Annotated in this window: 23 protein-coding genes; 22 read left to right on the top strand and 1 reads right to left on the bottom strand. The window is 40.1% G+C overall.

Annotated features, from left to right (window positions below):
* Window positions 1–15: 15 nt before the first annotated feature.
* Entirely contained in the window at window positions 16–1,656 is a 1,641-nt protein-coding gene (locus ACPLVF_RS00585; RefSeq protein WP_424905878.1) for an FMN-binding glutamate synthase family protein, read from the bottom strand.
* Between the two features lie 362 nt (window positions 1,657–2,018).
* Between ACPLVF_RS00585 and ACPLVF_RS00580 the strand changes: the two genes are divergently transcribed.
* The 22 genes from ACPLVF_RS00580 to ACPLVF_RS00475 all read left to right on the top strand — a co-directional run bounded on the left by ACPLVF_RS00580 (window position 2,019) and on the right by ACPLVF_RS00475 (window position 25,386).
* Window positions 2,019–2,651 carry a GntR family transcriptional regulator gene (locus ACPLVF_RS00580; protein WP_424905876.1) on the top strand — a complete coding sequence of 211 codons (633 nt, stop codon included), beginning with the start codon at window positions 2,019–2,021 and terminating at the stop codon, window positions 2,649–2,651.
* A gap of 87 nt (window positions 2,652–2,738) precedes the next feature.
* Window positions 2,739–2,957 carry a hypothetical protein gene (locus ACPLVF_RS00575; protein WP_424905875.1) on the top strand — a complete coding sequence of 73 codons (219 nt, stop codon included), beginning with the start codon at window positions 2,739–2,741 and terminating at the stop codon, window positions 2,955–2,957.
* Between the two features lie 40 nt (window positions 2,958–2,997).
* Entirely contained in the window at window positions 2,998–3,669 is a 672-nt protein-coding gene (locus tag ACPLVF_RS00570) for a 4-carboxy-4-hydroxy-2-oxoadipate aldolase/oxaloacetate decarboxylase (protein ID WP_424905874.1), read from the top strand.
* Window positions 3,670–3,743: 74 nt separating this feature from the next.
* Entirely contained in the window at window positions 3,744–4,787 is a 1,044-nt protein-coding gene (locus ACPLVF_RS00565) for an Ldh family oxidoreductase (protein ID WP_424905873.1), read from the top strand.
* Between the two features lie 21 nt (window positions 4,788–4,808).
* Window positions 4,809–6,539, top strand: coding sequence for an aldehyde ferredoxin oxidoreductase C-terminal domain-containing protein (locus tag ACPLVF_RS00560; protein WP_424905872.1), 1,731 nt, complete (start codon window positions 4,809–4,811; stop codon window positions 6,537–6,539).
* A 58-nt stretch (window positions 6,540–6,597) separates the two neighbouring features.
* Complete coding sequence (locus ACPLVF_RS00555) at window positions 6,598–6,957, top strand: cupin domain-containing protein (RefSeq protein ID WP_424905871.1); 360 nt, start codon at window positions 6,598–6,600, stop codon at window positions 6,955–6,957.
* Window positions 6,958–7,136: 179 nt separating this feature from the next.
* Window positions 7,137–7,616, top strand: a complete 480-nt coding sequence (locus ACPLVF_RS00550; RefSeq protein WP_424905870.1) for a TRAP transporter small permease — start codon at window positions 7,137–7,139, stop codon at window positions 7,614–7,616.
* Between the two features lie 36 nt (window positions 7,617–7,652).
* On the top strand, window positions 7,653–8,945 hold the full coding sequence (locus ACPLVF_RS00545) for a TRAP transporter large permease (RefSeq protein WP_424905869.1): 1,293 nt from the start codon (window positions 7,653–7,655) through the stop codon (window positions 8,943–8,945).
* Window positions 8,946–9,073: 128 nt separating this feature from the next.
* Window positions 9,074–10,144: a TRAP transporter substrate-binding protein gene (locus ACPLVF_RS00540; protein ID WP_424905868.1), complete on the top strand. Its 1,071-nt coding sequence runs from the start codon at window positions 9,074–9,076 to the stop codon at window positions 10,142–10,144.
* A 151-nt stretch (window positions 10,145–10,295) separates the two neighbouring features.
* Window positions 10,296–11,327 carry a zinc-dependent alcohol dehydrogenase gene (locus tag ACPLVF_RS00535; protein WP_424905867.1) on the top strand — a complete coding sequence of 344 codons (1,032 nt, stop codon included), beginning with the start codon at window positions 10,296–10,298 and terminating at the stop codon, window positions 11,325–11,327.
* A 177-nt stretch (window positions 11,328–11,504) separates the two neighbouring features.
* Window positions 11,505–12,467: a 3-dehydro-scyllo-inosose hydrolase gene (gene iolN, locus ACPLVF_RS00530; RefSeq protein WP_424905866.1), complete on the top strand. Its 963-nt coding sequence runs from the start codon at window positions 11,505–11,507 to the stop codon at window positions 12,465–12,467.
* An 85-nt stretch (window positions 12,468–12,552) separates the two neighbouring features.
* Window positions 12,553–13,599: a zinc-dependent alcohol dehydrogenase gene (locus tag ACPLVF_RS00525; RefSeq protein ID WP_424905865.1), complete on the top strand. Its 1,047-nt coding sequence runs from the start codon at window positions 12,553–12,555 to the stop codon at window positions 13,597–13,599.
* A 45-nt stretch (window positions 13,600–13,644) separates the two neighbouring features.
* The gene (locus ACPLVF_RS00520) at window positions 13,645–14,448 is read left to right on the top strand and encodes a sugar phosphate isomerase/epimerase family protein (RefSeq protein ID WP_424905864.1); all 804 of its coding nucleotides are present in this window, start codon (window positions 13,645–13,647) and stop codon (window positions 14,446–14,448) included.
* 173 nt (window positions 14,449–14,621) lie between these two features.
* Window positions 14,622–15,812 (top strand): Gfo/Idh/MocA family protein, encoded by a 1,191-nt coding sequence (locus tag ACPLVF_RS00515; RefSeq protein ID WP_424905862.1) that lies wholly within the window; start codon window positions 14,622–14,624, stop codon window positions 15,810–15,812.
* Between the two features lie 33 nt (window positions 15,813–15,845).
* Window positions 15,846–16,925, top strand: coding sequence for a Gfo/Idh/MocA family protein (locus tag ACPLVF_RS00510; RefSeq protein ID WP_424905861.1), 1,080 nt, complete (start codon window positions 15,846–15,848; stop codon window positions 16,923–16,925).
* A gap of 40 nt (window positions 16,926–16,965) precedes the next feature.
* Window positions 16,966–17,637, top strand: a complete 672-nt coding sequence (locus ACPLVF_RS00505; protein ID WP_424905860.1) for an aspartate/glutamate racemase family protein — start codon at window positions 16,966–16,968, stop codon at window positions 17,635–17,637.
* 40 nt (window positions 17,638–17,677) lie between these two features.
* Window positions 17,678–18,307, top strand: coding sequence for a hypothetical protein (locus ACPLVF_RS00500; protein ID WP_424905859.1), 630 nt, complete (start codon window positions 17,678–17,680; stop codon window positions 18,305–18,307).
* Window positions 18,308–18,432: 125 nt separating this feature from the next.
* Window positions 18,433–18,990, top strand: a complete 558-nt coding sequence (locus ACPLVF_RS00495) for a sugar phosphate isomerase/epimerase family protein (RefSeq protein WP_424905858.1) — start codon at window positions 18,433–18,435, stop codon at window positions 18,988–18,990.
* Window positions 18,991–19,151: 161 nt separating this feature from the next.
* Complete coding sequence (locus ACPLVF_RS00490) at window positions 19,152–21,245, top strand: methyl-accepting chemotaxis protein (protein ID WP_424905857.1); 2,094 nt, start codon at window positions 19,152–19,154, stop codon at window positions 21,243–21,245.
* A 410-nt stretch (window positions 21,246–21,655) separates the two neighbouring features.
* Window positions 21,656–23,317 (top strand): biosynthetic-type acetolactate synthase large subunit, encoded by a 1,662-nt coding sequence (gene ilvB, locus ACPLVF_RS00485; RefSeq protein ID WP_424905856.1) that lies wholly within the window; start codon window positions 21,656–21,658, stop codon window positions 23,315–23,317.
* Between the two features lie 4 nt (window positions 23,318–23,321).
* Complete coding sequence (ilvN, locus tag ACPLVF_RS00480) at window positions 23,322–23,870, top strand: acetolactate synthase small subunit (protein ID WP_424905855.1); 549 nt, start codon at window positions 23,322–23,324, stop codon at window positions 23,868–23,870.
* Window positions 23,845–25,386: a 2-isopropylmalate synthase gene (locus tag ACPLVF_RS00475; protein ID WP_424905854.1), complete on the top strand. Its 1,542-nt coding sequence runs from the start codon at window positions 23,845–23,847 to the stop codon at window positions 25,384–25,386. The genes ilvN and ACPLVF_RS00475 overlap by 26 nt, the downstream gene beginning before the upstream one ends.
* Window positions 25,387–25,432: the final 46 nt, after the last annotated feature.

The following is a 25,432-nucleotide window of genomic DNA, read 5'->3' as shown; positions in this document are numbered from 1 at the left end:
AATCCGCGGCCTTTTTTACAAGTCTAAAATTTTTAAAGCCTCTTCATTTTTTAATTCCGTTATAAAAGGAATTTTTGTTTCTCTTTCAGTCTCCCTATTTGCTGAAGCTATATCGCTTCTTGAAATTGCATTTATCGAGAACTTTCTTGCACCTGCCATTAATTGTTGTAAACCGGCGGATAATTTATCTGCTAAGGTCCACACTGCAATAGCACCATAGGGAATATTTTTCATTTCGTTTTCGCCTACTTTATTTTTCACCTCATGGTAGCCTGCAAAAATTTCCTGTGCTGTCAGTCCGATCTGGGCTACTGTTTGCGGTAAAGTGTCCCAATTTCCACTTACTTTTTCTTTCCTTTCTGGATGCAAAACCCCTTCGATGTTGGAACCTACAAAAGCGGGAATCATCAAAGCCCTTCCCATGCAGATGATTTTTACAAAAGGTGCTCCTAGGGCAAGGGCTTTAAAAATATGGTCTTCCCTTGCAAAACCGCCTGCAAAGGCTAAATCTACTACTTTATATCCCTTTTGAGCGAGTATCGAAGCGTATTCGTATGCCTTAGAATGAAGCATAATAGAAGGGACGCCCCATGTTTCCATCATATTCCACGGGCTCATTCCTGTTCCACCGCCTGAACCATCGATAGTAAGCAAATCAAGTTTTGCTTCCGTTGCATATTTTATTGCCATAGCCAAACCTACCATGCTGTAAGAGCCGGTCTTTAGCGTTATTTTTTTATAACCGATTTTTCTTAGATATTCAACTGTTTTTAAAAATTCCTCCCTTACTTCTTCGGAGGTGGAAAGATGAGTATACCCGAGCCTGCTGTGCCTTGCAAAAGATTTGATTGCGCCAGCTTTATACGCTTCTATAACTTCAGGTTTTTCAGGGTCAGGGTCTAATATATACCCTCTCTTTTTCAAAAAATGAGCATATTCAATATCCTTTACCTGAATTTCTCCACCTATGGATTTGGCTCCCTGCCCCCACTTAAGCTCCAATATTACTTTATCACCGTATTTTTCAATTACGTATTCTGCTACACCGTTTCTTGAATCCTCTACATTCATTTGCACAATAATAGCTCCATAGCCGTCAAAATAGCGAAGGTAGGTTTCTATTCTTCTGTCGAGTTCTGGGGCTTTTTTTATTTTACCGTTTTCGATTACTGCATTTTTGTCAATACCCACTACGTTTTCACCGATTACGATGGGAAAACCTACTAAGGCTGCTCCTATTGCTAAAGAATCCCAGTATTTTGATGCTATAAAGGTTGAACCAAGAGCACCTGTCATTATAGGAAGCCTTGATTTTGTTTTGACATAATATCCAAATTCCGTTTCAATATTTACTTTTGGAAAAATACAGTCATCTGGGGAATTGGTTAAATTTTCGCTCAATCCTTCAGCACCGAAATTGTATCCCATTATTCTTAATGAATTATAGGATACACCTAAATGTGTGGTATTGCCACTTCCAGCTGTTACGCTGCCGAAATCTCTTGGGTATAACATCTTCCTTCCTAATAAGCTTGATAACCAGGTTTCACATTTTCCGTGACAATCCGCCCTGCAAAGGGAACAAAGTCCTGACTCACAGGGATTTCCTCTGTTTAAAGTGCCCAGGACATCATTAGATTTTTGCCAGTTTATCATTTTTATGTACCCCCTTATAAAGTATGTAAGTATACATAAATACAAGTATAATTTAATTCATAATTATACAAACCTATTAATAAAAATGTCAATAGATTTAAGAAAAAATTTTTTAGTAATTTAATATGAAGAAGCGAATATTATATGAAAGAAGAATAGAAACTCAATAAAAAAGGTTAAACAGAATTCCACAAAATATAATATTGTTAAAATTTAAACTTATTGACATTTTGTATAAAGTAATTAAAATTAAAATTAGTAGTGATATATCACAAATATACCATTTATATAAAAATAAAATATAAATGAAATACAGATAAAATATAATTATATGATTATAATGAAATAAAGGAGCAGGGAACATGGCAGAAACATTGAGCGAAAAGGCTTATAACATAATAAAAGAAAGATTGCTTTATACAAAGAAAGGAAGTTATTTAAGTATTAGGAAAGTTGCTGAAGAATTAAATATGAGTTATACTCCGGTGAGAGAAGCTTTCTTAAGACTTCATAAAGAAGGTTTTTTAGAACTCGTTCCGAAAGTAGGATTTTTCACTACCTGCATTGATGTAAATGAGATTCTTCAAATTTATGAAGTAAGAGAATGTATTGAAATTTTTGTGTTAAAAAAGGTGTTTAATAGTATTAATGAAAAACATATAGAACTGTTAAAAAAATATTTAGAAGAGCAAAAAATTTGCTTAGCAAAAAAAGATATCTATGCTTACGTAAAAGCCGATCAGAAATTCCACGAGGTATTTTTGGACATTTATAATAATCAGTATTTGAGCAATTTATACAGAAATATAAGGGAACAGTATTTTATCTGCTCCAATAATATTGCGGAAAGGCACAGCGGTGTGGCTCTGGAGGAACACGAAAGTTTGATAAAGTGTATTGAGAATAAAGACTTGGAAAAAGCGGTTAACGTGTTAAGCATGCATATAGAAAATGCTAAACGAAGGGTGAAAGATGGATTCAGAAGGGTAAGTTAAATATATTAAAAATTTTTAATCAAACTGATATATCAATGATATATTATTTAAAAATATTCGAAGATATTTAATTTTGGAGGTTTTCTCATGGCTTTATTTATCGGGCATGGAATGTTGGAAAATTATTCACGAGAAATAAATATAGAAGATACTGAAAAATTAGAATATATAATAGAATTCTTAAAAATACCGGAAAATTTAAAAGAACATGTAATTTTCATAAGAAACCATTCTAAGCTGGATAAAGATGATTTGATAAAAAATGAAGACGAAGTACACTTTTATATTATTCCTTTCGGCGGTTAGTAAAAAAATTATTAATAGATTTAACAGGAGGTAAATTAATGTGGTGCACGTAATAAAAAATTTTAAAAGACCTGAAAAGGAAATAATTGAAGCTTTTAGTAAACTTTCTTCAGCAACGGTACATGAAGCATCCGGTCGTAAAGGGGCAGTTTCTTATTTTATTAAACCCATAAATAAGGGAATGAAGATATGCGGACCTGCATTCACTGTCCAATGTATGCCTGGAGACAATTTGATGCTTCACAAAGCATTAGAAATCGCAAAAGAGGGAGATGTAATAGTTGCCACTACAAACGAAGCTTACGAATACGGCTATTGGGGCGGTTTAATGACCGTATCGGCAATGGCAAGAAAAATAGGTGGACTTGCCATAGACGGTTGCATAAGGGATTCCGCTGAAATTATCGAAATGGGATTCCCGGTGTTCTGCAGAGGGTTTGCAATAAGGGGAACATCCAAAAATTCCCTGGGCCTTATAAATTATCCTGTGGTTTTTGGCGGTATTATCGTGGAACCGGGGGATTTAATTTTGGGAGATGATGACGGCATCGTTGCAGTGAAAAGGGAGGAATGCGAAGAGGTTTTGAAGAAGGCATTAAAGAGGGTTGAAGATGAGGAAAAAAAGAAGGTGGCATTAAGTTCAGGGATATCCAGCGTAGAATACAATAATCTAACTGAAGTTTTTGCAAAATTGGGATTAGTAGAAGAATAATCCCAAATATTCTAGGAAAACAATGAAAAATTTTTTAAAAATAATTTTAAGAAGATGAAGGGAGAAAGTTAATTATGAAAATACCAGTCGAAGTACTTAAAAATGCTGCTAAAGAAATTCTGGTAGGTTTAGGAGAGACCGAGGAAAACGCCTGTAAAATATCAGAGATTTTGGTAAGGGCAGACATGAGAGGGGTGTCTACACACGGTACATATCTTTTAAAGGTTATTTCAATGCGGGTTGAAGGTGGACAATTAAAAGTTCCTACTACCACAAAAATTATTTCCGATAAAGATGCAACAGTAATAATTGATGGCATGGATGGAATAGGGATGGTAGCAGGCCATTTAGCGTTAAAAATAGCAATAGAAAAAGCAAAAAAATACGGTATCGGGATGGCTTTAATTTGCAATACCAACAACGTGGGCTGTTTGGGATGCTATACCCAGTATGCGGCAGAGCGGGGGATGATTGCCATAATGTCCTGTAATGCAGCACCGGCAATGGCCCCCTGGGGAGCGGCGGAAAAATTCTTAGGAACGAATCCCATTGCCATATCAATTCCGGCTAAGAAAGTGAATTTTACTGCTGATATGGCTACGAGCGTAGTAGCAAGGGGTAAAATAAGAGAGGCATTAAGGAAGGGTATTAATATTCCTGAAAACTGGGCGCTTGATGCTGATGGAAAACCTACTACGGATCCGAAAAAAGCTTTGGAAGGCACATTAATGCCTATTGGAGGTCCAAAGGGTTCCGCATTGGCTATGGCTGTCGATATAATTTCGGGAGTATTATCGGGTTCGGGATTCGGCAATCAGTTAAAATCCTTTCACATACTCGAAGGTCCGACGAGAGTAGGGGCTTCCTGTATAATGATTGATGTGGCTCACTTTGTAGATCTTGAAAGTTTTAAAGAACTAATGAGCAATTATTTTAATACTGTAAAAGCTTTAAAAAAGGCTGAAGGTGTGGAAGAAATACTCATACCGGGGGAAATAGAGTATAGAAAAGAACAGAAGAGCATAGAAGAAGGAATTGAAATAGATGATAAGCTGGCTTTGAGCATAAATGAATTACTGCAAAAAGTCGGTTCGGATTTAAGATTAATTTCTGATTAATAATTAAGAGGAGGTAGTAAGGTGAAAACAATTATCAGGGTCAATACTAGGACAGGCGAAATTGTTCGCACTTCTCCTACAAAGGAGGATTTAAAATACGCCGGAAGGTACTTTATTGCAAAAACCCTTTTGGATGAAGTTCCTCCTACGTGTGAACCATTAGGAAGGTATAATAAGCTTATTATTTCAATGGGTTATTTTGCCGATACCAATATTAGCACGGGCGGAAGGCTTTCCATTGGTGGAAAAAGCCCATTAACGGGTGGAGTAAAGGAATGCAATGTGGGAGGAAATGCGGGCAAGAGACTGGCAAAAATAGGTGTAAAAGCCATAATACTTGAAGACATCCCCGAAAAAGATGAAACCAGGGTATTGTACATAAGTTCAGATGAGGTAAAGCTCATAAATGCCCCCTATTTAAAGGGTAAGTTGGTGGATGAAACCTTTGAGGATTTGAGAAGGGAATTTGGCGATAGGAAGGGTTTTATCTGCATAGGACCTGCCGGCGAGATGAAAATGTACGGTGCCGGCATTGCATTGACCGACGATAGGGGTGAACAGGTAAGGTATGCGGCCCGAGGTGGATTGGGTGCAGTAATGGGAGCAAAAGGTATTAAGGCAATTGTAATAGATGATTCAAAACCTGTCGAACCGGATTATTTTGATCCGGAATTGTTAAGCTCGACTGTAAGAGAGGTCGTAAAAATACTTCAGGAAGACCCAAAGAGCCAGAACCGCAGAAAGTACGGCACGCTGGATATTCTTGAAATGGCTAATCAAGTGGGGCTTTTACCTACAAGGAATTTTAGCTCAGGTCAATTTGAATTAGCGGGAAATCTTACAGGTCCAAGAGTAGCAGAAGTGATAAAGGAGCGGGGGGGGTGCGGAAAATCAGGAACACCCTGCGTACCGGGTTGTACCATAATGTGCAGCAATGTGCTTCCGGATAAGGAAGGAAAGAAAATCGTCGCATCCTTACAATACGAAAGTGTGGTATTGTTAGGTCCGAATTGCGGCATAGGAGATTTGGACGATGTAGCGGAGTTAAATAATTTATGCAATCAAGTGGGAGTGGATACCATTGAGTGTGGGGCTGCCATCGGAGTGGCGATGGAAGCGGGTGTGTTAAAATTCGGAGATGCTGAAGGGGCAAAGGATATTATACGTCAGATAGGAGAGGGTACATACTTAGGAAGGATTATAGGAAACGGTGCTGCATTTACCGGACAGGCGTTTGGGGTAAGAAGGGTACCGGTAATAAAAGGGCAGGCGATTCCTGCTTACGATCCAAGGGCTTTGAAGGGCAACGGTGTATTATACTCCACCTCTACTATGGGTGCCGATCATACCGCAGGAAATGCTTTCGAGACAATAAGAACGCATAATCCATTATCAAAGGAAAAACAGGTTTACATTTCTAGACAGCTTCAAATTCGCGCAGCTTTAATTGATTCCATGGGAGTGTGCCTGTTCATAAGACCCGCCTTTATCAAAAATAGACAGCTCTTGAGCGATTTATTCAAAGGAAGGTACGGATGGGATTTGAGTTTTAAAGAGATAAAGAAAATAGGCGTGAGGGTACTTGAAACCGAAAGGAAGTTTAACGAGTTTGCAGGGGTATCAGAGAAAATTAAAAGGATGCCCGAATTTATGAGGGAGGAACCGCTACCTCCAACCAATGCGGTTTTCGATATACCCCAGGAGGAATTGGAAAGCATCTGGGATATAGAGATGGATCCGGAAACTTTTTAATAAAATTACTGATATAAATTGTTATAAATAAAAATTTAAAAAAGAAAGGAGAAATAAAATGTCTGAAACAAAAGCTGTACACATTAAAGATGTGAAAGGGGAGTACAGGGAGCCGGCGAGGACTTCCTGGATTCTGGTGTCGGAAAAGACGGTAGGGTCTAAAAACTTGGCAGTAGGAATAAACGAAACCTATGTGGGCAGCATGGTTCCGGAGCACAAGCATGAAAACGAGGAAGAGGTGATGTACTTTTTCCAGGGAAAGGGGAAGTTCATTACAAAAGACAAAGAAATTCCCATAGAACCCGGTGTTTGCATCTACAATCCCCCCGGTGAATACCATTCCATAGTAAATACGGGGGATGAGCCGCTAAAATTTATATGGATTTATTCGCCTCAGCTTGAAAGCCATAGGAAGTAAGAACATTAACCTGCCGGTGCGGTAAAAATTTTACCGCACCGATATAAAAAATTTATCATCCGGGGGAAAGGAATTTATTAAAATATCAGAAAATAACGGCACTTATATAATATACCAATTAAATTAAATTTAAGGTATGTTAAATTTTTACGAATTTTTTAATCTGAGAGGTGCACAAAATGAAAATTTTAAAATGGTTGGATGAGCATTTCGAAGAATACGTTTTAAGTATGTTGCTTGCCCTCATCTCCTGCGTTATGATGCTTCAGGTAATTATGCGGTACGTTTTTAATTCGTCGCTTTCCTGGGCGGAAGAGCTTTCCAGATACGCTTTCGTATGGTCTGCCTTTTTGAGCATAGGTTATACCATAAAGAAAAGAACCATATTAAAGGTCGATACTTTCGTTGAAATACTACCGAAGGGGATTAAAAAGATAGTAAAAATCTTAGTAGCCTTAACTATTACGATATTTTTTATCTATTTATTCGTTAATTCGCTTCCTGCGGTTAACAGAATATATTTAAGCAAGCAGATAAGTCCAGCGATGGGTATCCCTATGTACATTATTTACAGTTCCACCAGCATAGGCTTTTTCCTGGCTATCGTAAGGTCGATCCAAAGTGCGTTGGGAATCTTTAAGGAGCTATGGGGAAAATAAGGTGTTTTACATTGTGGAAAATGGAGGTAAAAATTTATGGCAATTCAAATGTTTGTAATATTATTGCTCGGACTCCTAATGAGCATACCGATAGCTGTTTCCCTCGGTTTGGCAACCATTTATCCAGGCTTTTTAAATCCCCATTTTGCAGGGAATATACAATTTGTCATTCGCAATATGGTAAGCGCATTGGATAGCACGCCCATTCTTGCCATTCCCCTGTTCATTCTTTCGGGAGATATTATGACCAAAGGCAAAATCTCGGAAAAATTGTTTAACTTTTTTGCGTATTTTGTAGGAAACAAAACTGCGGGTATGCCCATTGCCGCAATTATCACTGCATTGTTTTACGGTGCGATTTCCGGTTCTGGTGTTGCGACCACCGCGGCGGTGGGTGGTATGGCTATACCCTTTTTGGTGTCCTTAGGTTACGATAAGGTTTACTGTGCTGCCCTCGTAGCTACCGCGGGAGGATTGGGTGTTATAATACCTCCCAGCATACCTTTCGTCACCTACGGTGTGGTAACGGGGGTATCCATAGGTAGCTTATTTATTGCGGGTATTTTCCCGGGAATCTTAATAGGCCTTTCCCTTATGGTTTATGCATATATCTACGCTAAGAAATACGGGGAGGACAAGGAAAAAATACTAAATAGGTACAGGTCATTAAGGGAAAAAGGATTTATAAAAGTTTTTATGGAAAGCTTCTGGGCTCTTCTTACTCCGGTGATTATCCTCGGAGGAATATACAGCGGTGTGGTTACCCCCACGGAAGCTGCAGTGATTTCGGTGTTTTATTCCATCCTGGTGTGCCTGTTCGTATATAAAACATTGAGCGTGAGGAATATTCTGGATATACTGATAGGCTCGGTGAAATCCTACGCACCTATAGTGGTACTGCTCTCGCTGGCAATAGTATTCGGGCGAGTCCTTGCATTACTGCAGGCTCCGGTAGCGCTCAGGGATTTCATAGTAGCAAATTTTGCCAACAACTGGATTATTTTCTTGTTTGTGCTTAATATCATCCTCCTGATTTTGGGTATGTTCATGGATGTGGGTCCAGTAATTGCCATTCTTGCCCCTATGCTATTGCCCTCGGCTGTTGCAATGGGAATAGATCCCATTCACCTTGGAGTTATAATGGTGGTAAACCTTGCCGTAGGTATGGTAACACCGCCATTTGGTGTAAACCTTTTCGTGGCTTCTCCTCTCGTAAAGGAAGAAGTAATGAAAATAGGAATAAAGGCTATACCCTTTATAATCTCCTTTGCCATAGCGCTGTTCATCATTACCTATTTCCCAGCATTGAGCCTAATTTTGATTAAATAGTTATTTAAATTAATATTGTATGTTATCGGGAGGTGGGATATGAAGCAAAGAATCAGGAGCCTTTAGGGGAAATATTTTAAAAGTAAACCCTGAAAACCCTTAATAAAATTTTAAGGAGGTCATTGTAGATGAAAAAAATGAAAATCCTCTCATTGATTCTCGTTATCCTGTTAATAGCGATGAATGTAGCTGCCTGCAGTAGCAAAAATAATGCCAATACGCCTTCACAGCAGCAACAACAGCAAAACAATAATGCGAGCGGACCCGAATATACCTTGCAAATAGCCGGTGCCTATGCGTTGAATGCAGATACTCCGAGGGCAAAAGCTACCAAGATGATGAAAGACCTTATCGAACAAAAGTCCAACGGGAAAATAAAGGTTGAACTATACTTAGACAGCCAGCTGGGCGGGGATAGGGAAACCCTTGAAAGCTGCCAGGCAGGGAATATAGCGATGGTATCCTTGACCACTGCTCCAGCGGTAAATTTCGTGCCCAAACTCGCAATTTTCGATATACCTATGCTTTTCGACAACCTTGATGTAGCGAAAAAAGTCCTTTCGGGAGAATTCAGGCAAAAATTGGCTCAAGAATACGAAAAAGCCGGATTTAAGCTGCTTTTGATGGTACCTATCAGCTACCGCGAGATGACGGCTAATAAGGCTATAAATAACATAAATGATTTTAAGGGTATTAAAATTAGGACAATGGAAAATAAGTATCATATGGAATTCTGGAAAGCGCTCGGAGCCAACCCTACACCACTCAACTTCAACGAACTTTATATAGCACTGCAGCAGGGTACAGTAGATGCCCAGGAAAACCCCTATGATGTAATAATGGCAAGCAAATTTTATGAAGTACAAAAATACATAAACCACACACACCACATTGCATTTATTCATACTGTAGTTATGAACAAGAATCTGTACGACAGCATGCCGGATGATTACAAAAAGATAATAGACGATAGCATGAACGAAGTGAGCGAGTACCTATTCAATCAGGCAAAAGTACAAAACGATCAGATGCTTTCCGTCCTCAAGGAAAAGGGTATGCAGGTTATCGAATTATCCCAGGATGTAAAGGACAAGATGAAGGAAGCAGCAAACAAAGTTGCGGATATGGTCCGCAAGGATGTGGGCAATGAAATCGTGGATGAATTATTAAAGGCAATTGAAGATGCGAAGAAACAATGATTAATTTATAAAAAATAATTGGGCTTGATTCCTCATGAAATAAAAGGGGATCAAGCCCGTTAAAAAGAATATCAAAAAAAATAATGTAACGGCCATAAAATCCGGCACATTTTAATCTGAGGTGATATTAAAAAGAGGTGGGGAGAAAATTATGAAAGCCTTGGTTTATTTAGGGCCCAGGGACCTAAAATACATGGAAGTGGAAACCCCTGAACCTAAAGCTGATGAGGTTTTGATAAAGGTAAAAGCAGTATCCATATGTGGTTCGGACCTTACGGGATATAAGGGTGAATCCGCGATGCGTGTCCCTCCACTCATAATGGGGCATGAATTTTCCGGGGAAATAGCCAAGTTAGGGGAAAATGTAAAGGGGCTTAAAGTGGGCGATAGGGTAATCGTGGAAACAAATCTTTACTGCGGTTACTGTGCGGACTGCAAAGCAGGATTCAGCAATGTTTGCGATAACAGGAAGATAATAGGAACAACTATGAAAGCAGGTTCCTATAACGGTGCCATGGCAGATTTCGTTGTGGTACCTGCTGAAAAAATAATGCTGCTTCCCGACAACGTATCATTCAATGCAGCTGCACTTACCGAGCCCCTGGCAATTTCCCTTAGGGCAACCAAACATGCGGGGGACTTAAAGGGTAAGATAGTTGCGGTTTACGGCGCGGGCCCCATCGGACTTCTTACAATGCAGTGCGCGAAATTTTTCGGTGCTGAAAGGATAATCGCTATTGATATTATGGAAGACCGGTTGGAAATGGCTAAAAAATGCGGAGCCACAGAGGTAATCAATTCGAAAGATGATGTGATGGGATTTACCAGGAAAATCACCGATGGTGTAGGGGTAGATGTGGTATTCGATGCGGTGGGGGCAGAGGAAACCGTAAACGGCGGTGTGGAGATTGTAAGGAACGGTGGGAAGGTGGTATGGATAGGACTCGGCGCCGCAAAGGTAAACTTTGATTACAAACACGCCGTATGCAAAGAGATTACTTTCTACTGCAGTTATATGTATACCACCGAAATGAGAGAAGGCCTTGAAATGATTAAGACGGGAAAGATGAATGTGGAACAGATAATTACCGGTATTTATCCTATGAGCGAGGGCCCGAGGATATTCGAAGAGCTCGCTTCGAGAAAATCGAAGGATATAAAAGTAATACTTTATAATGATTGATTTTTATTAGTGATATATCAATAAAACATCAATAGTATTTTTAAAAGTTCATTTGAAATTGGATGATTGGTTCTAATTAGAAATTTAAAAGAATGAAAAAATGCATTAAGCGGCAGGGAAAAAAATAATCACAGCTTTTTATATAAAAAAACAAAATATCAAGGGAGGAAGTTAATAATGGGAGAATGGAAATTTCCAAATGAAGGATGTATTGAAAAACCAAATAAAATGTACTATCACACCATGACTAAAAAAGATGTGGAGGAAAGGCTAAAGGTCAACGATATTATAATAATACCTGTTGGTTCCACAGAAAATCACGGGAATGCAGGTCCAATGGGTGAAGATACATTTATAGTGACGAGAATTGCCGAAATGGTAGCCGCCAAGGCGGGATGCACCATTGCTTCGCCATTATGGTATGGTTCCCATCCCTTCCACCATATAGGTCAACCCGGGACTGTACCACTACCCGATGATGTTTTTGCTGCCATGATAAGAGCGATAATTTCGGGTTACTGGAACACCGGATTCAGGAAACAAATTTTTATTAGTATGCACGGACAGGAATACATCATACCTTCTGCAATTCAGGAATGGGCTAAAAAGTATCAGGTACCTGCCCTGATATTATTTGTAGATTTACCAAGAGTTATGGGACAGACACTAATGGATAAGGAACACGGAGGGCCTTTTGATACTCCCTTTCAGCATGCTGATGAGGCGGAAACATCCATTTCACTTGCTCTTTTCCCAGAATTCTGCGATATGGAAAATGCTGAAGATACGACGATTAAAGGTTATCTCCCGCCGGGACACGTGGACAGGGGAGGAGACATTTACGGATATCCCATACCCGGCCACTGCCAGGTGGGAAACGTGGGAATAGAATGCGTGACTGCTCCCGAAGGAGTCCTGGGTAAGGCTACGAAGGCCGATCCCAATAAGGCAAAAGCCTGTATTGAAAGGGCATGCGATTATTTGCTGAAACTTCACAACGACATTTTATCAGTATTTCCACCTGGAAAACTTCCCGATGCTAAATTAATTTCTCAAAGGGATCCAGATGAAATCGAAGCCCTTTTAAAGGGTCCCACGAAGGGCGGAAAGCACCTCTACACAATTGCATGGCCGTCATAAAAATGAAAGCTTGTATTTATTTTAGAGAGTGTGGGTGAGCTTACCCCACTCTCTAAAAAATGAAAAGAGAAATGAGGTGAAGGGAATGGATAGGATGAAAGCGGTTGTGTTTCACGGCCCCATGGATATGAGATACGAAGAGGTGGAAAAACCCGTACCTAAGGAAGGGGAGGTATGCATAAAGGTAAGATTTGCTTCCATTTGCGGTTCGGATATCGAGGAGTATAAAATCGGGTCCGACAGGGCGAGACCGCCTCTAATATTCGGACATGAGTTTTCGGGAGAAGTGGTGGAGGTAGGGCCCGGTGTTTCTAAGGAAAGGATAGGGCAACGGGTAAGCGTAAATCCAATTCTTTATTGCGGAAAATGCTATTACTGTAAAAAAGGATTGATAAATTTATGCAATTACAGAAGGAGCGTAGGGAGAACCTTAGGGATAGAAAAGAAAAGATGCGATGGTGGTTTTGCTGAGTACGTCTGCGTGCCGGAATTTTCACTCGTTCCCCTTAAAGAAGGAGTCACCTTTGAAGAGGGCGCCCTATTAGAACCCCTGGCAGTATGCTACTGTGCTGCTAAGGAAGGAAACTTTGAAAAAGGAGAGAATGTTCTCGTTATAGGTTCAGGGCCTATAGGTTTAATGATTACCCAGTTTTTAAAAATATTCGGGTCGGGAAAAGTTGCCGTAACGGATATAGTGGATTTTAGACTGGAAGCGGCAATGAAATGCGGAGCGGATTACGTTTTGAACGTAAAGAATGAGCCCGTAGAAAAAGCCCTTGAATTAACAGATAATGTTGGCTTTGACAGAATAATAGTTACGGCAGGAGCTCCCAATGTTATAAATGATTCAATCAAACTTGTCAGGAACGGCGGAAGTATCGTTCTGGTAGCCATGATAAGAAAGGTGGTAGAAATAAATCCCATCGACATAGTGGGACGAAAGCTAACCGTATACGGAAGCTATATGTTTACGAATGAAATGCATGAAGTCATGGATTATCTAATAAATAAAAAATTGAATGTTGGCGATATAATCACTTCTGTGCATTCCCTTTCGGAGGTTCCCGACGTATTCCGGAGGCTTGCCTCGGAAAATAGTAAGGACATAAAGGTGTTAATAAAAACTGATTAAAATAAAATCGAAGAAAAGAATTATTCCGTGAGGGGGAAATAAAAAATGAAAATGAGGTTGTCCTGCTTCGGCTATATTAAAGACATCGACGATATTGCTCGAGCTGGTTACGATTGTGCGGAATTGCATATAAAAGAAATTATGGAATTAAGCGAGGATGAGTATAAGGCGGCCTTAAAAAAGGTAAGGGACTCTGGAATCACGTGCGAGGTATACGATAATCCCGTTCCTTTGACCGTATCGATTACTTCCCCCGACTTTGATTTGAATTATTGGACCGAGTATTTGAAAAAGGGTGCGTATAGAACCGCTGAGATGGGTGCCCGCTATTACGTTTTTGGCAACGGAAAAGCCCGAAGCCTGCCGACCGAAGGCGATGTAAAGGGAGCATATGAAAAACTATTGACCTTTTTAAACATCTTATGCGATATCACCGCGGAATACAATATCACCGTATTGCTGGAGCCCCTCGGGAAAAGCCTGTCGAATTTCGTAAATACCATCCCCGAAGCGGTAAAATTCATTGAGGAATTCGGAAGGTACAATTTAAAAACTATGTGCGATTTAAGGTATCTTCCCGCTATGAATAGGGATGTGGAGGATATTGCGGCCTACGAGAAATACGTAAAACACATCCATGTGGACAATCCTCTTTCGAATTTTCCTGAAAGGTTCGTTCCCAGCCTGGATGATGGATACGATTATACTCCTTTTATAAACGTCTTAAAGAAAATATGCTATAAGGAGATAATATCCATTGAAGCAAGCGTGTTTACAGATTTTAAAGAAGATATCAAAAAGGGGATTGAATTTTTTAGACACTTTGGAATAGAGCCATACAGGAGTTAACAAATTAGGTTAATATAAAATTTTTTAAGATTAGAAGGGGGGGGTAAAGCCACCCTCCCCATCTTGGGGTATATAGTCATCTATAAAATCAGATAATTAAGTTTATTATAAATATACAATACAACAAAAACTAAGATAAAATATATAATTTTACGAAAAAAGGGTGAAAAATTATGAGAAATGAATTTTCGGATAAACCCATTACCATAGGGATAGTCGGAAGCGGTTATGCCTGTCAATTGCACTGCAACGGTTATAAAAAAGTCAGCGGTATACCTATAAGGTTAAAGACTCTTTCGGATATAGATGAAGAAAAAGCAAAAAAATACGCTCAAACTTACGGGATTGAAAGAACCTGTAAGGATTATCGCGAAATCCTGGAGGATGAAGAAATAGATATAGTGGATATCTGTACCCCACCCTTTTTACATCCGCAAATTACACGTGAGGCTTTACAGGCTGGCAAGCATGTAATATGCGAAAAGCCACTGACGGGATATTTCGGCAGGGAAGGAGACCCACAACCCATCGGTAAAATGGTTCCCAAAAAGGTAATGTTCGAATATGTATTGGAAGAAATCGAAGACCTGAAAAAAGTGGTAGAGGGTAGCGATAGGTTATTTATGTATGCGGAAAATTACGTATACGCTCCCACCGTCCAGAAAGCCGCCGAATTAATAGAAAAGAAAAAGAGCAAGATTCTTTTTATGAAGGGAGAGGAAAGTTTAAGCGGTTCAAGTTCCCCGGTTGCCGGATACTGGGATAAAATTGGGGGAGGTCCTCTTATCAGGACGGGATGCCATCCCCTTTCAGGAATACTGTGGTTAAAGCAGCGCGAGGCGAAAGCGAGGGGCGAGGAGATTAAGGTTAAGAAGGTTTGCTGCGATGTAGGAACGGCTACAAAAGCCATTGACAAATCCGATATATCCTACATTAGAGCAAATCCTTACGATGTGGAGGATGTAGCCACCCTTACGCTGACCTTTTCCGATGGAACTAAAGCCCTCGTAATAGCGTCCGACACTGTATTGGGCGGCACCGTTAATTACGTAGAGGTATATACCAACGATTCCTCGCTGATTTGCAGGATAACACCACCGGGCAATATGGATACTTATTTTCTCGACGATAAGGGGCTTGAAGATGTAAACTTAGCGGAAATGCTACCTACTTACATAGGATGGCAGCACGTATTTATAACCGATGAGATTTTGAGGGGTTACACGGGAGAACTGCAGGATTTCTTAGAATGCGTAAAATATAACAGAAAGCCCATGTCCGATTTTAATCTGGCATACGAAACCATAAAGGTAATATATGCCGCGTATTGGTCCGCCGAAGAGGGCAGGGTCATCGAACTATAAATAAATTCCGAACATAAGGAGAGTGAAAACAAAATGAAGACGTATAACGTGGGGATAGTGGGATTCGGATTCATGGGTAAAGCTCATACCTATGCCTATAAAGCCATACCCTTTTTTTACGGTCGGCTCCCTATTGATGTTAAGCTAAAGGCGGTATGCACGTTGCCGAAAGAGGCTGCCCAAAAAGCCGCAGAGGATTTCGGCTTTGAAACCTGGACCACGGATGTAAAAGAATTTTTTGAAAATGATTTGGATATCGTTCACGTATGCAGTCCTAACGATACTCACAAGGAAGTTATTCTGGAAGCTTTGAAGAGAAACATCCACGTATACTGTGAAAAGCCCCTTACGGATAAATATGAAGATGCTATGGAAATTTTGGAGGCTTTAAAGGGGAAGAATGTGGTAAATAGGATAGGTTTCCATTCCCGGTTTTATCCCTGTGCCATTAGGGCAAAAGAGATTATAGACAGCGGAAGAATAGGTAACCCCATTGGTTTTCATATAAGGTATTACACCATGAACCGATTGGAAGGAACGGCGAGCCCCAATGCCCTTGCTACGGGAGCGATAATAGATTTGGGATGCCACCTTACCGATATGGCGCGTTATCTGATGGGGGATTTTGACAGTTTGTTTGCGGATGTTAAGTACCTGAATGAAAATACTCAAAAATCGGCGGAAGATGCGTTTTTCGCCATAGTGAAGATGAAGAATGGGGCCGAAGGTGTTATAGAAGCGAGCAAGATAGCATACGGTGCGAATAACGAATACATCGTGGAAATTTACTGTGAAAAAGGAGCATTGAAGTTCGACATAGAAAACCTCGATTGGCTATTGTTTTACGATGCGAATGATAGACCCGGGCCCTACGGAGGGGATAGGGGATACAAGAAGATAGAATGCTTCAACAGGTACCCCGAAAGGTGCTTCCCATCCCCAAGGCATTCTCCGGGATGGCTGGGGGGACACCTGCACAGCATATATAGTTTTCTCAAAGCTATTGGGGAAAATCAAACAGCAGCACCTTCTTTAGAAGACGGAGCGTATATACAGAATGTACTGGATAAATTGGCAAAATCGGCAAAAGAAAAAAGATGGATTACGGTATAAATTATAAATATCCTTTTTAATAAAGAAGGGATGATATTATATGTCTTCAAAATTGGTAGGATTTATCCACACCACGCCGGCAACCATTGGAATGGTAGAAAATTTTATGAAAAGATATTTGCCTGGGACGGATTACGTTCATGTTTACAATGGGCTCGTAAAAAGGGATAACTTTTCGTCTCCCATTGGAGTCACTCCCAAAATAAACCTTTTGCGTTACGCAAATTTTGCACTGGAACTGCAAAGAGCGGGCTGTAATTTAATAGTTTCCTGCTGCAGCTTAATGCCAAGGGCAACCGAGTATGCAAGCAGGGTAGTGGATATACCGGTAATACAGCTGGACTCTATTGTGCTTCAAAAAGCCGTGGAAAATTACGATAAAATCGGAGTGGAAGTGACTACCGATTACGTTATACCCTATGTTAAGGAAGGCTTGGAATCGAGAGCTGCGGTTTTGGGGAAAAAGGTAAAGATCGTATTTTCGGAAAATACTTCGGCATTGGAGCTATTTAATAAGGGAGAATTCGAAACCTATGACAGGATAGTGCTGGAAGATATGAAAAAATTGGAAGAAAAAGGTGTGGATTGTATTTTAATGGGGCAGATTCCCTTTGCGATGATGGAGGAAAAAATAAAGGAAGCCTCTTTTAAAGTTCCGGTGCTTTTTGCAGGTGAGATCGCCTTTAAGTATATTGCCGAGCTTTTAAATTAGCTTTTTCCGAGGATTTTTAAAAAAAGGGGAGGAAAAAAATATGAGCGTTATATCGCTGGATTTTGCAAAACCTTTTTTCTACGTTAAGTACATAGTTGATGAGGAAGAATATTTCGTAAATGGAAAGTGTATTGTATTAAACTTATCCGAAGAACCCATATTGATAAACAATAGACCCCTCAAATTCTTTCAATCCGTCGTGGTATTAAATACTTCTATATTTCAAATTAAACGATGCTTTATAATAGAAAAATTTGCGGATTATCCCGATGAGGAGGCCCTTTTTGAAGAGGTTAAAAAAGTATGGCCCCTTGCTTACGATGTAACCCATGAGGAGAGGCATAAGGGTGTGGCGCTTTGGCGCTCTCCCAAGGTAAAAATAGGAGATTTGGCGGTAAACATGTGCTTTGCCGGCTCTGTTCCGCTAAATGTAGGGCTTCACAGAACACATTGGGGAGGACCTCCCATAAAGGAAGTTCACACTCAAATCGTCGGAATAGGAAAGATGCAGCAGTACTACGAGCAGGACCTGAATACCCTTTATCGCGAGGAATATATGGCGCCGGGTTCCAGTCACATCCCCATGTACGATGAAAACTGCGAGTATCCGTGGCACCAGTACGAGACCGTGACAAAAGGTATATTTATGGCTACAGAAATACTATTTTAAAAATTATTTTAAAAAGGATAATACTATAGCCTCAAACCGGTAAAAATGGGTTTGAGGCTATGGCTTATAATGGTGGGATTGAGGATAATAAATTGAAGTTTTTAAAAGGTTGGGAGGAGAAAAATATGAAATTAGGATGCTGTACAAACCTATTAGCTACGGATATAGAAAGGGTGGGTATTGAAGCCGCTCAAAATATATTTCCTTTGGGTTTTGATTACATTGAGCTCCCCTTGGCTCAGATAATGGAGCTATCCGATGATAAATTTGACGATTTAAAAATTATGCTGCGGTCTAAGGGTATAAAAATAAAAGCGTGCAACAACTTTATTCCTGCAAATATAAAATTAACGGGAGAAGAAGTAAACTATAATGAGGGGATGGATTATGTGGAAAGGGCCCTATCAAGGGCGGAGGAACTGGGAGCGAAGGTGGTAGTATTCGGAAGTGCGGGGGCAAGGAATGTAGCGGAAGGTTTTCCATATAACAAAGCTTTGGAACAAATATTTAATTTTTTAGAGGATATAAGCGAAATTGCCAAAAGACACGATATTACGATAGCGATAGAGCATCTTACCAAAAAAGAAAGTAATATTATAAACTCCGTAGAGGAGGCTTTGAAAATCGTAATGGACTTAGAAAAGGAAAATATTAAATTGCTGGTAGATTATTTTCACATTTAAATACTTAAATTCAATCCATTATAACGAAAGGGTTAGCGTGGAAGCATTTTCGTCAAATTATATAGAAGATGCGAAGGCTGCAATTGATGTCCTTAGTCTTTTTGTCGAAAATTGACGACGTATTTGGAAATTCGGGTAATGGGATTTTAAAAGGTTAGGAGGTGTTATCTATAATAACGACAGAAAACGTTATTAATGTAAAAAAAAAGAGGAAGGAACCATTAAAATTTAGATTTAAACGGAGCCTGCTTTTGAATATGACCGCGGTATTCGGTATAGTTGTAATGATGGGATGCCTTGTACTTTTAATCGTAAGTCAAAATTACGCCTCGAATGCCTTAAAGGAAGAAGCGATAAATGCGATGCTGAAAGTGGCGGAAAAGACATCGGAAAACATAGAAGACAAGATTCAGGCAAGGTTGTACGTGATTGAAAGCATCTCTGATACGAGCGTGATAAGGGGAAAATGGGACAACAGGGAAGCCTCCATTGATGAAAAACTTCAATTTTTAAGGGATCAGTTAAGAAAATCGATAAAATTGGATTTTAAAAGATTCGCAATAATTGGCAACGACGGTAGCGGTTATTACCAGGACGGTTCGAGTATAGATGCGGTGGATGCAAATTATTTTAAAAGCATTGCACAAAAAGGGAAAAGCGGTTTTGAACTAAGGATTCAAGCAAATAAAAATTCTTTTGACTACATATATTATTCTCCCGTAAGGCATTATTTGACCAACGAGCCCATAGGTGCGGTAATAGGCATAGTGGACGGGAATAAATTCAATCAGCTGATTTCTTCGGTGGCGTATTGCAGGGATGGTTATTCCTTTGCGGTGGACGATAAGGGTAATGTTATAGCCCATAAAGATTTGGAAAGGGTAAAGAAGCGGGAAAACCTTCTGGATGGCTCGAAAACCGGAGGGTCGATGTACGGAGCTGTTGAAAGAATGGTAAAAGGAGAAAAAGGGATAGACGAGGTGGATGAAAACGGCAGGGATTGGCTTATAGCATTTGCACCCGTAGGGAATACCCGATGGGCAATAGGGGTGGTAGCGCCAAAGGATGAGGTTCTTAAAGGAATAGGAGAAATGAGATGTGCTATAATAAGCATTTCGGGATTAATTATACTGCTCTCCATTATTCTGACCTTTACCGTGGCAAAGACCATTGCGAGACCCATACTGGCAATCATCGAACAAATCGGATATATATCCAAAGGTGATTTTACGAAGGAGATGGGGGAAAAATATTTTTTAAGAAAGGATGAAATAGGGGAATTAGCATTTTCTGTTAAGAGGCTTAAGGAAAACTTTTTGCCCTTAATAATGGAAATTAAAGATGAAACGAAAACCCTATTTAATAATTCCGTAAAATTAAATGAAATATCTGAAGAAATAGCCCTTTCTTCTGAAGAGGTGGCAAAATCCGTTGAGGGCATTGCCGATGGGGCTAACGAACAGATGATAAAAATAAGGGAAATAAATAATTTAATGGAAGATTTTAGGAATGGTTTGGATATTTTATTTAATGAAATCAATGAGGTAAAAAAATCGGGAGAAATAAGTTTTTCATCGGCACAAAACGGAAAAGAAAAATTGGGTAATTTAATACAATCGATTGAAGAGATATCCGATGGTTTTAAAAAGATATCGGTTAAATTAGAAATGTTCAAAAAGTCCGTGAATCAGGTTGAAGAAGTTGTGGAGATAATAAAGGACATTTCTGAACAAACCAATTTACTGGCATTAAATGCGGCGATAGAGGCTGCAAGAGCCGGAGAAAAGGGTCTTGGATTTTCGGTAGTGGCAAATGAAATACGCAAGTTGTCGGAACAGACTAAACAATCTTTGGAAAAAATCAGAAAGCTGTTAAACAACATGGTTTCTGAAACGCAGGAAGTAGTAATCACCTCGGAATTAATGAATGACAAGATCGGAAAACAGCATGAAAACACCGGAGAAACCATAACTGCATTTGAAAAGATATCGGGCACGGTCTCGGAAGTGAATTCATTAATCGAAAAGGTATTTCACAAGATAGGGCAACTGGTGCATTTAAAGAATATTGTTGGGGAACGCATTGAGGTGATAAATAAGGCTTCAGAGGAAGCTTCAGTTTCTGCACAGGAAATTTCTGCATCCGTAGAAGAATTTGCCGCATCTACTCAGGAAATAACTAAAAATGCTCAGGAAATAGTAGAGATAGCTAAAAGGATGGAAGAAAAAACGGAAATTTTTATTTTACCCTCTTGACATTTTGAAATTTTAAATGATAAAATACTTATCAAAATATTTACAATTCCAGCGTCAAGATGATTTGCTTGGCTGCTGGATTTTTGTATAAGGTAATAGGTTAAAGGTGATGATGGAGAAAAAAGCGTTATAGCTCGGGTAAAAGAGAGCCGGGTTAGGTGAAAGCCGGTCCTGAGTTTGCGCTTTTCTCGCTCCTGAACTGCCCGGGTGAAAAAAAGTAGCCCGGTGCCGCGATAATGCGTTAAAAGAGAAGTAGTTATCTACTTCCTGAGGCCTTTTGCCGTGAGGCAGGGCGAATCAGGGTGGTACCACGGGGTAAACTCCCCCTCGTCCCTGAGACTTTATGTCTTGGGGCGAGGGGGATTATTTTTTATATATATTTTTAGCAAATAGAAAGAGGTGGTGCCTGTATGAAAATTACTGCTGCGGAAGCTCTAATAAAGGCACTTGAAGCGGAAGGCGTTGAGCTGATGTTTGGATATCCGGGTGGAGCAATTCTTCCCGTATACGATTCACTTTATAATTCAAAAAAAATGAAACATATTTTGACCCGCTCCGAACAGGCTGCTGCCCATGCTGCAAGCGGTTATGCAAGGGTGTCAGGGAAGGTGGGGGTATGTGTTGCAACTTCAGGACCCGGTGCTACAAACCTTGTGACCGGTATAGCGACTGCTTATATGGATTCTGTTCCTATCGTTGCAATTACGGGACAGGTTCCTACAAGCCTAATAGGACGGGATGTATTTCAAGAAGTGGACATTACTGGAGCTACCGCTCCTTTTACAAAACACAATTATCTTGTAAAAAAGGCAGAGGATATTCCGCGGATTGTAAAGGAAGCCTTTTATATCGCTTCGACGGGAAGACCGGGGCCAGTGCTTATAGACCTCCCTAAGGATGTTGCGGAAATGAAGATAGAGTTTAAACTTCCTGGGAAAATTAACCTTCGTGGATATAAACCAAAAACTCACGGCCATCCTCTTCAAATAGAGCGGGCAGTCGAAGAAATAAATAGGTCTCAGCGTCCTGTTATAATTGCTGGTGGTGGAGTGAATTCTGCAAGGGCAGAAAAGGAATTAAAAGAGTTGGCGGAAAAAGCTGGCATTCCTGTTGCAACTTCGCTTATGGGAATAGGGAGCTTTCCACAGAATCATCCTTTATCCCTTGGGATGGCCGGCATGCACGGAAATCCCTGCGCAAATATTGCAATAACCGAATCCGACTTGATAATTGCGGCAGGAGTAAGGTTCAGCGATAGAACGACCGGTAAAGTATCGGGGTTTGCTCCAAAGGCAAAAATCATCCACATTGATATAGATCCTGCTGAGATAGGTAAAAATATAAGAGCGGATATTCCAATAGTAGGGAACATAAAAATAGTGCTTTCGGAAATATCAAAAAAGGTAAACCATAAGGAGTCTTCGGAATGGCATAAGTTTATTGAAAAAATAAAAAAGAAGGTTTCTTATGACAAAAGAGGTAAACTCTGCCCTCAGGAAGTGATTGAAGAAATATCTCGAAAAACTCAAGGTGATGCAATAATTACTACAGAAGTGGGTTCTCATCAAATGTGGGTAGCACAGTATTATGAATTTATTTATCCGCGAAGCTTTATAACCTCCGGAGGGCTTGGTACAATGGGCTACGGACTTCCTGCTGCTATTGGGGCAAAGTTTGCCAACCCCGACAAAACCGTCATTAACTTTGCAGGTGACGGAAGTTTTCAGATGAATTTAGCGGAAATGGCGACGATAGTTGAAAACAACCTTGATATAAAAATGGTTCTTTTTAATAATGGCGGTTTGGGATTGGTGAGACAGTTGCAGGAGTTTTACTGCAGCGGTAGATACAATCAGGTGTATTTCAAATTTGTCCCTGATTTTGTAAAATTGGCAGAAAGTTACGGTATTAAGGCTCAAAGGATAGAAAGTAGGGAAGAATTGCCCGATGCCGTAAACCAAATGCTTTCACAAGAGGGTAGTTTCCTTTTGGAATGCGTTGTGGATATTAATGAAAATGTTTATCCTATGGTATTAAGCGGTTCACCCATTAATAAAATGATTGGAGGATGAAAAAGTGAAGACTATATTATCTGTGTTAGTTGAAAACCATCCTGGGGTTTTATCAAGGGTAGCCGGACTTTTCAGCAGGCGGGGTTTTAATATCGACAGCTTAGCTGTAGGTACTACAGAAAATCCAGAGATATCCCGCATGACCATAGTGGTGGATGGAGATGAATACGTAGTTGAACAGGTAAAAAAGCAGCTAAATAAGTTAGTTGACGTTATCAAGGTGAGCAAAATAAGTTCCGATGATTCAGTAAGCAGGGAACTTGTTCTGATTAAGGTGGATGCAGAACCTAAAACAAGGTCTGAGATTATCCAGATAGCTGAGATTTTCAGGGCAAATATAGTAGATGTAAGCAGAAAGTCCATGATTATAGAGCTTACGGGAGACAAGGATAAAATAAATGCTTTTGAGGAGCTGATAAGGCCTTTCGGCATAAAAGAACTCGTCAGAACCGGCTTAATAGCGATGAACCGAGGGCCTAAAACCATAAAAGTAGAAGATGAAGAAAAAAACAATGGGGGGATGGCTGATGTCGAGAACAGTAGAGATTTTTGACACTACTTTGAGGGATGGGGAGCAGACTCCTGGTGTCTCTCTTAATGTATACGAAAAATTGGAAATAGCAAGGCAGCTGGCAAAGTTGAAGGTTGATGTGATTGAGGCGGGTTTTCCTATTGCGTCTAATGGAGATTTTAATGCTGTTAAAACCATTGCAGAAAACGTAAAAGGCCCGGTAATAGCAGGCCTTGCAAGAGCAAACTATAAAGACATAGATAGAGCAGCTGAAGCCTTGAAAAACGCTGAAAGGCCGCGTATTCACACCTTTATTGCATCTTCTCCCATACACATGCAGTATAAGCTGAAGATGAGCCCAGAACAGGTGCTTGAAGCTGCGGTTGAGGCTGTAAAGAGGGCAAAATCGTATTTTGAAGATGTGGAATTTTCCGCAGAAGATGCGACAAGGTCTGATGTGGAATTTCTGTGCAAACTTTTTTCAGCTGCTATTAAGGCAGGTGCTACTGTTATAAATGTGCCCGATACGGTGGGCTACACTACCCCTGAAGAATTTGCAAACCTTATTAGGACTTTAAGAGAAAGAGTACCAGAGATGGATAGGGTGAAGATAAGCGTCCACTGTCATGACGACCTCGGAATGGCTGTGGCTAACTCTCTTGCAGCGGTTGCAAGCGGTGCTACTCAGGTGGAGTGTACGATTAATGGTTTAGGGGAAAGAGCGGGAAACGCAGCTTTAGAAGAATTGGTTATGGCCCTTGTGACCAGGAAGGATGTATACAATGTTGGTGTGAATATAGATACAAAGCAAATTTACAGGACCAGCAAAGTTGTAAGCACCTTGACGGGAATATACGTCCAGCCCAACAAAGCCATAGTAGGAGCGAATGCTTTTGCCCATGCTTCTGGGATACACCAGCACGGAGTGCTTTCTGAAAAATCTACCTATGAAATAATGACACCCGAGTCTATAGGCCTCACTTCTAACAGGATAGTACTTGGGAAACTTTCAGGACGCCATGCTTTTGCACAGAGGTTGAAGGAGCTGGGTTATGAGCTCCCCGAAGAGGATATAAACAAGGCTTTTGAAAGATTTAAAGATTTGGCGGATAAGAAAAAAGAGATTACAGACAGCGATATCGAGGCAATTGTAGAAGAGCAGGTTACAAAAATACCTCAATTAATAGAGCTGGAATATTTCCAAACATCAAGTGGCAACAAAGCCATAGCAACCTCAACGGTAAGGGTAAAAATCCACGGGAAGAGCGTGGAAGAGGCAGCAACAGGGAACGGCCCCGTAGATGCCACATACAAGGCTTTAGAGAGGGCGTGCAATATCAATTGCCGGTTGATAGACTATTCCATAAAATCGGTATCGGCGGGCAAGGATGCAATTGGTGAGGTTGTTGTAAGGATAGAAAAGGACGGCAAAATTTTTACAGGAAGGGGCTTAAGTACCGATATCATAGAGGCCAGTGCAAGGGCTTATACGGATGCTCTTAACAAAACCCTTTACAATAACAACGGAAATAAATCTATTGAAAACGAGGTATTGTAAATTACTTTTAAATCTTTGAAGCTATGTTTGATATTTAAAAGGAGGA

The sequence above is a fragment of the Thermovenabulum sp. genome (assembly GCF_049701175.1).
In the GTDB taxonomy this organism is placed as follows: Bacteria; Bacillota; Thermosediminibacteria; order Thermosediminibacterales; family Thermosediminibacteraceae; genus Thermovenabulum.
This window is presented reverse-complemented; position numbering and strand designations above follow the sequence as displayed.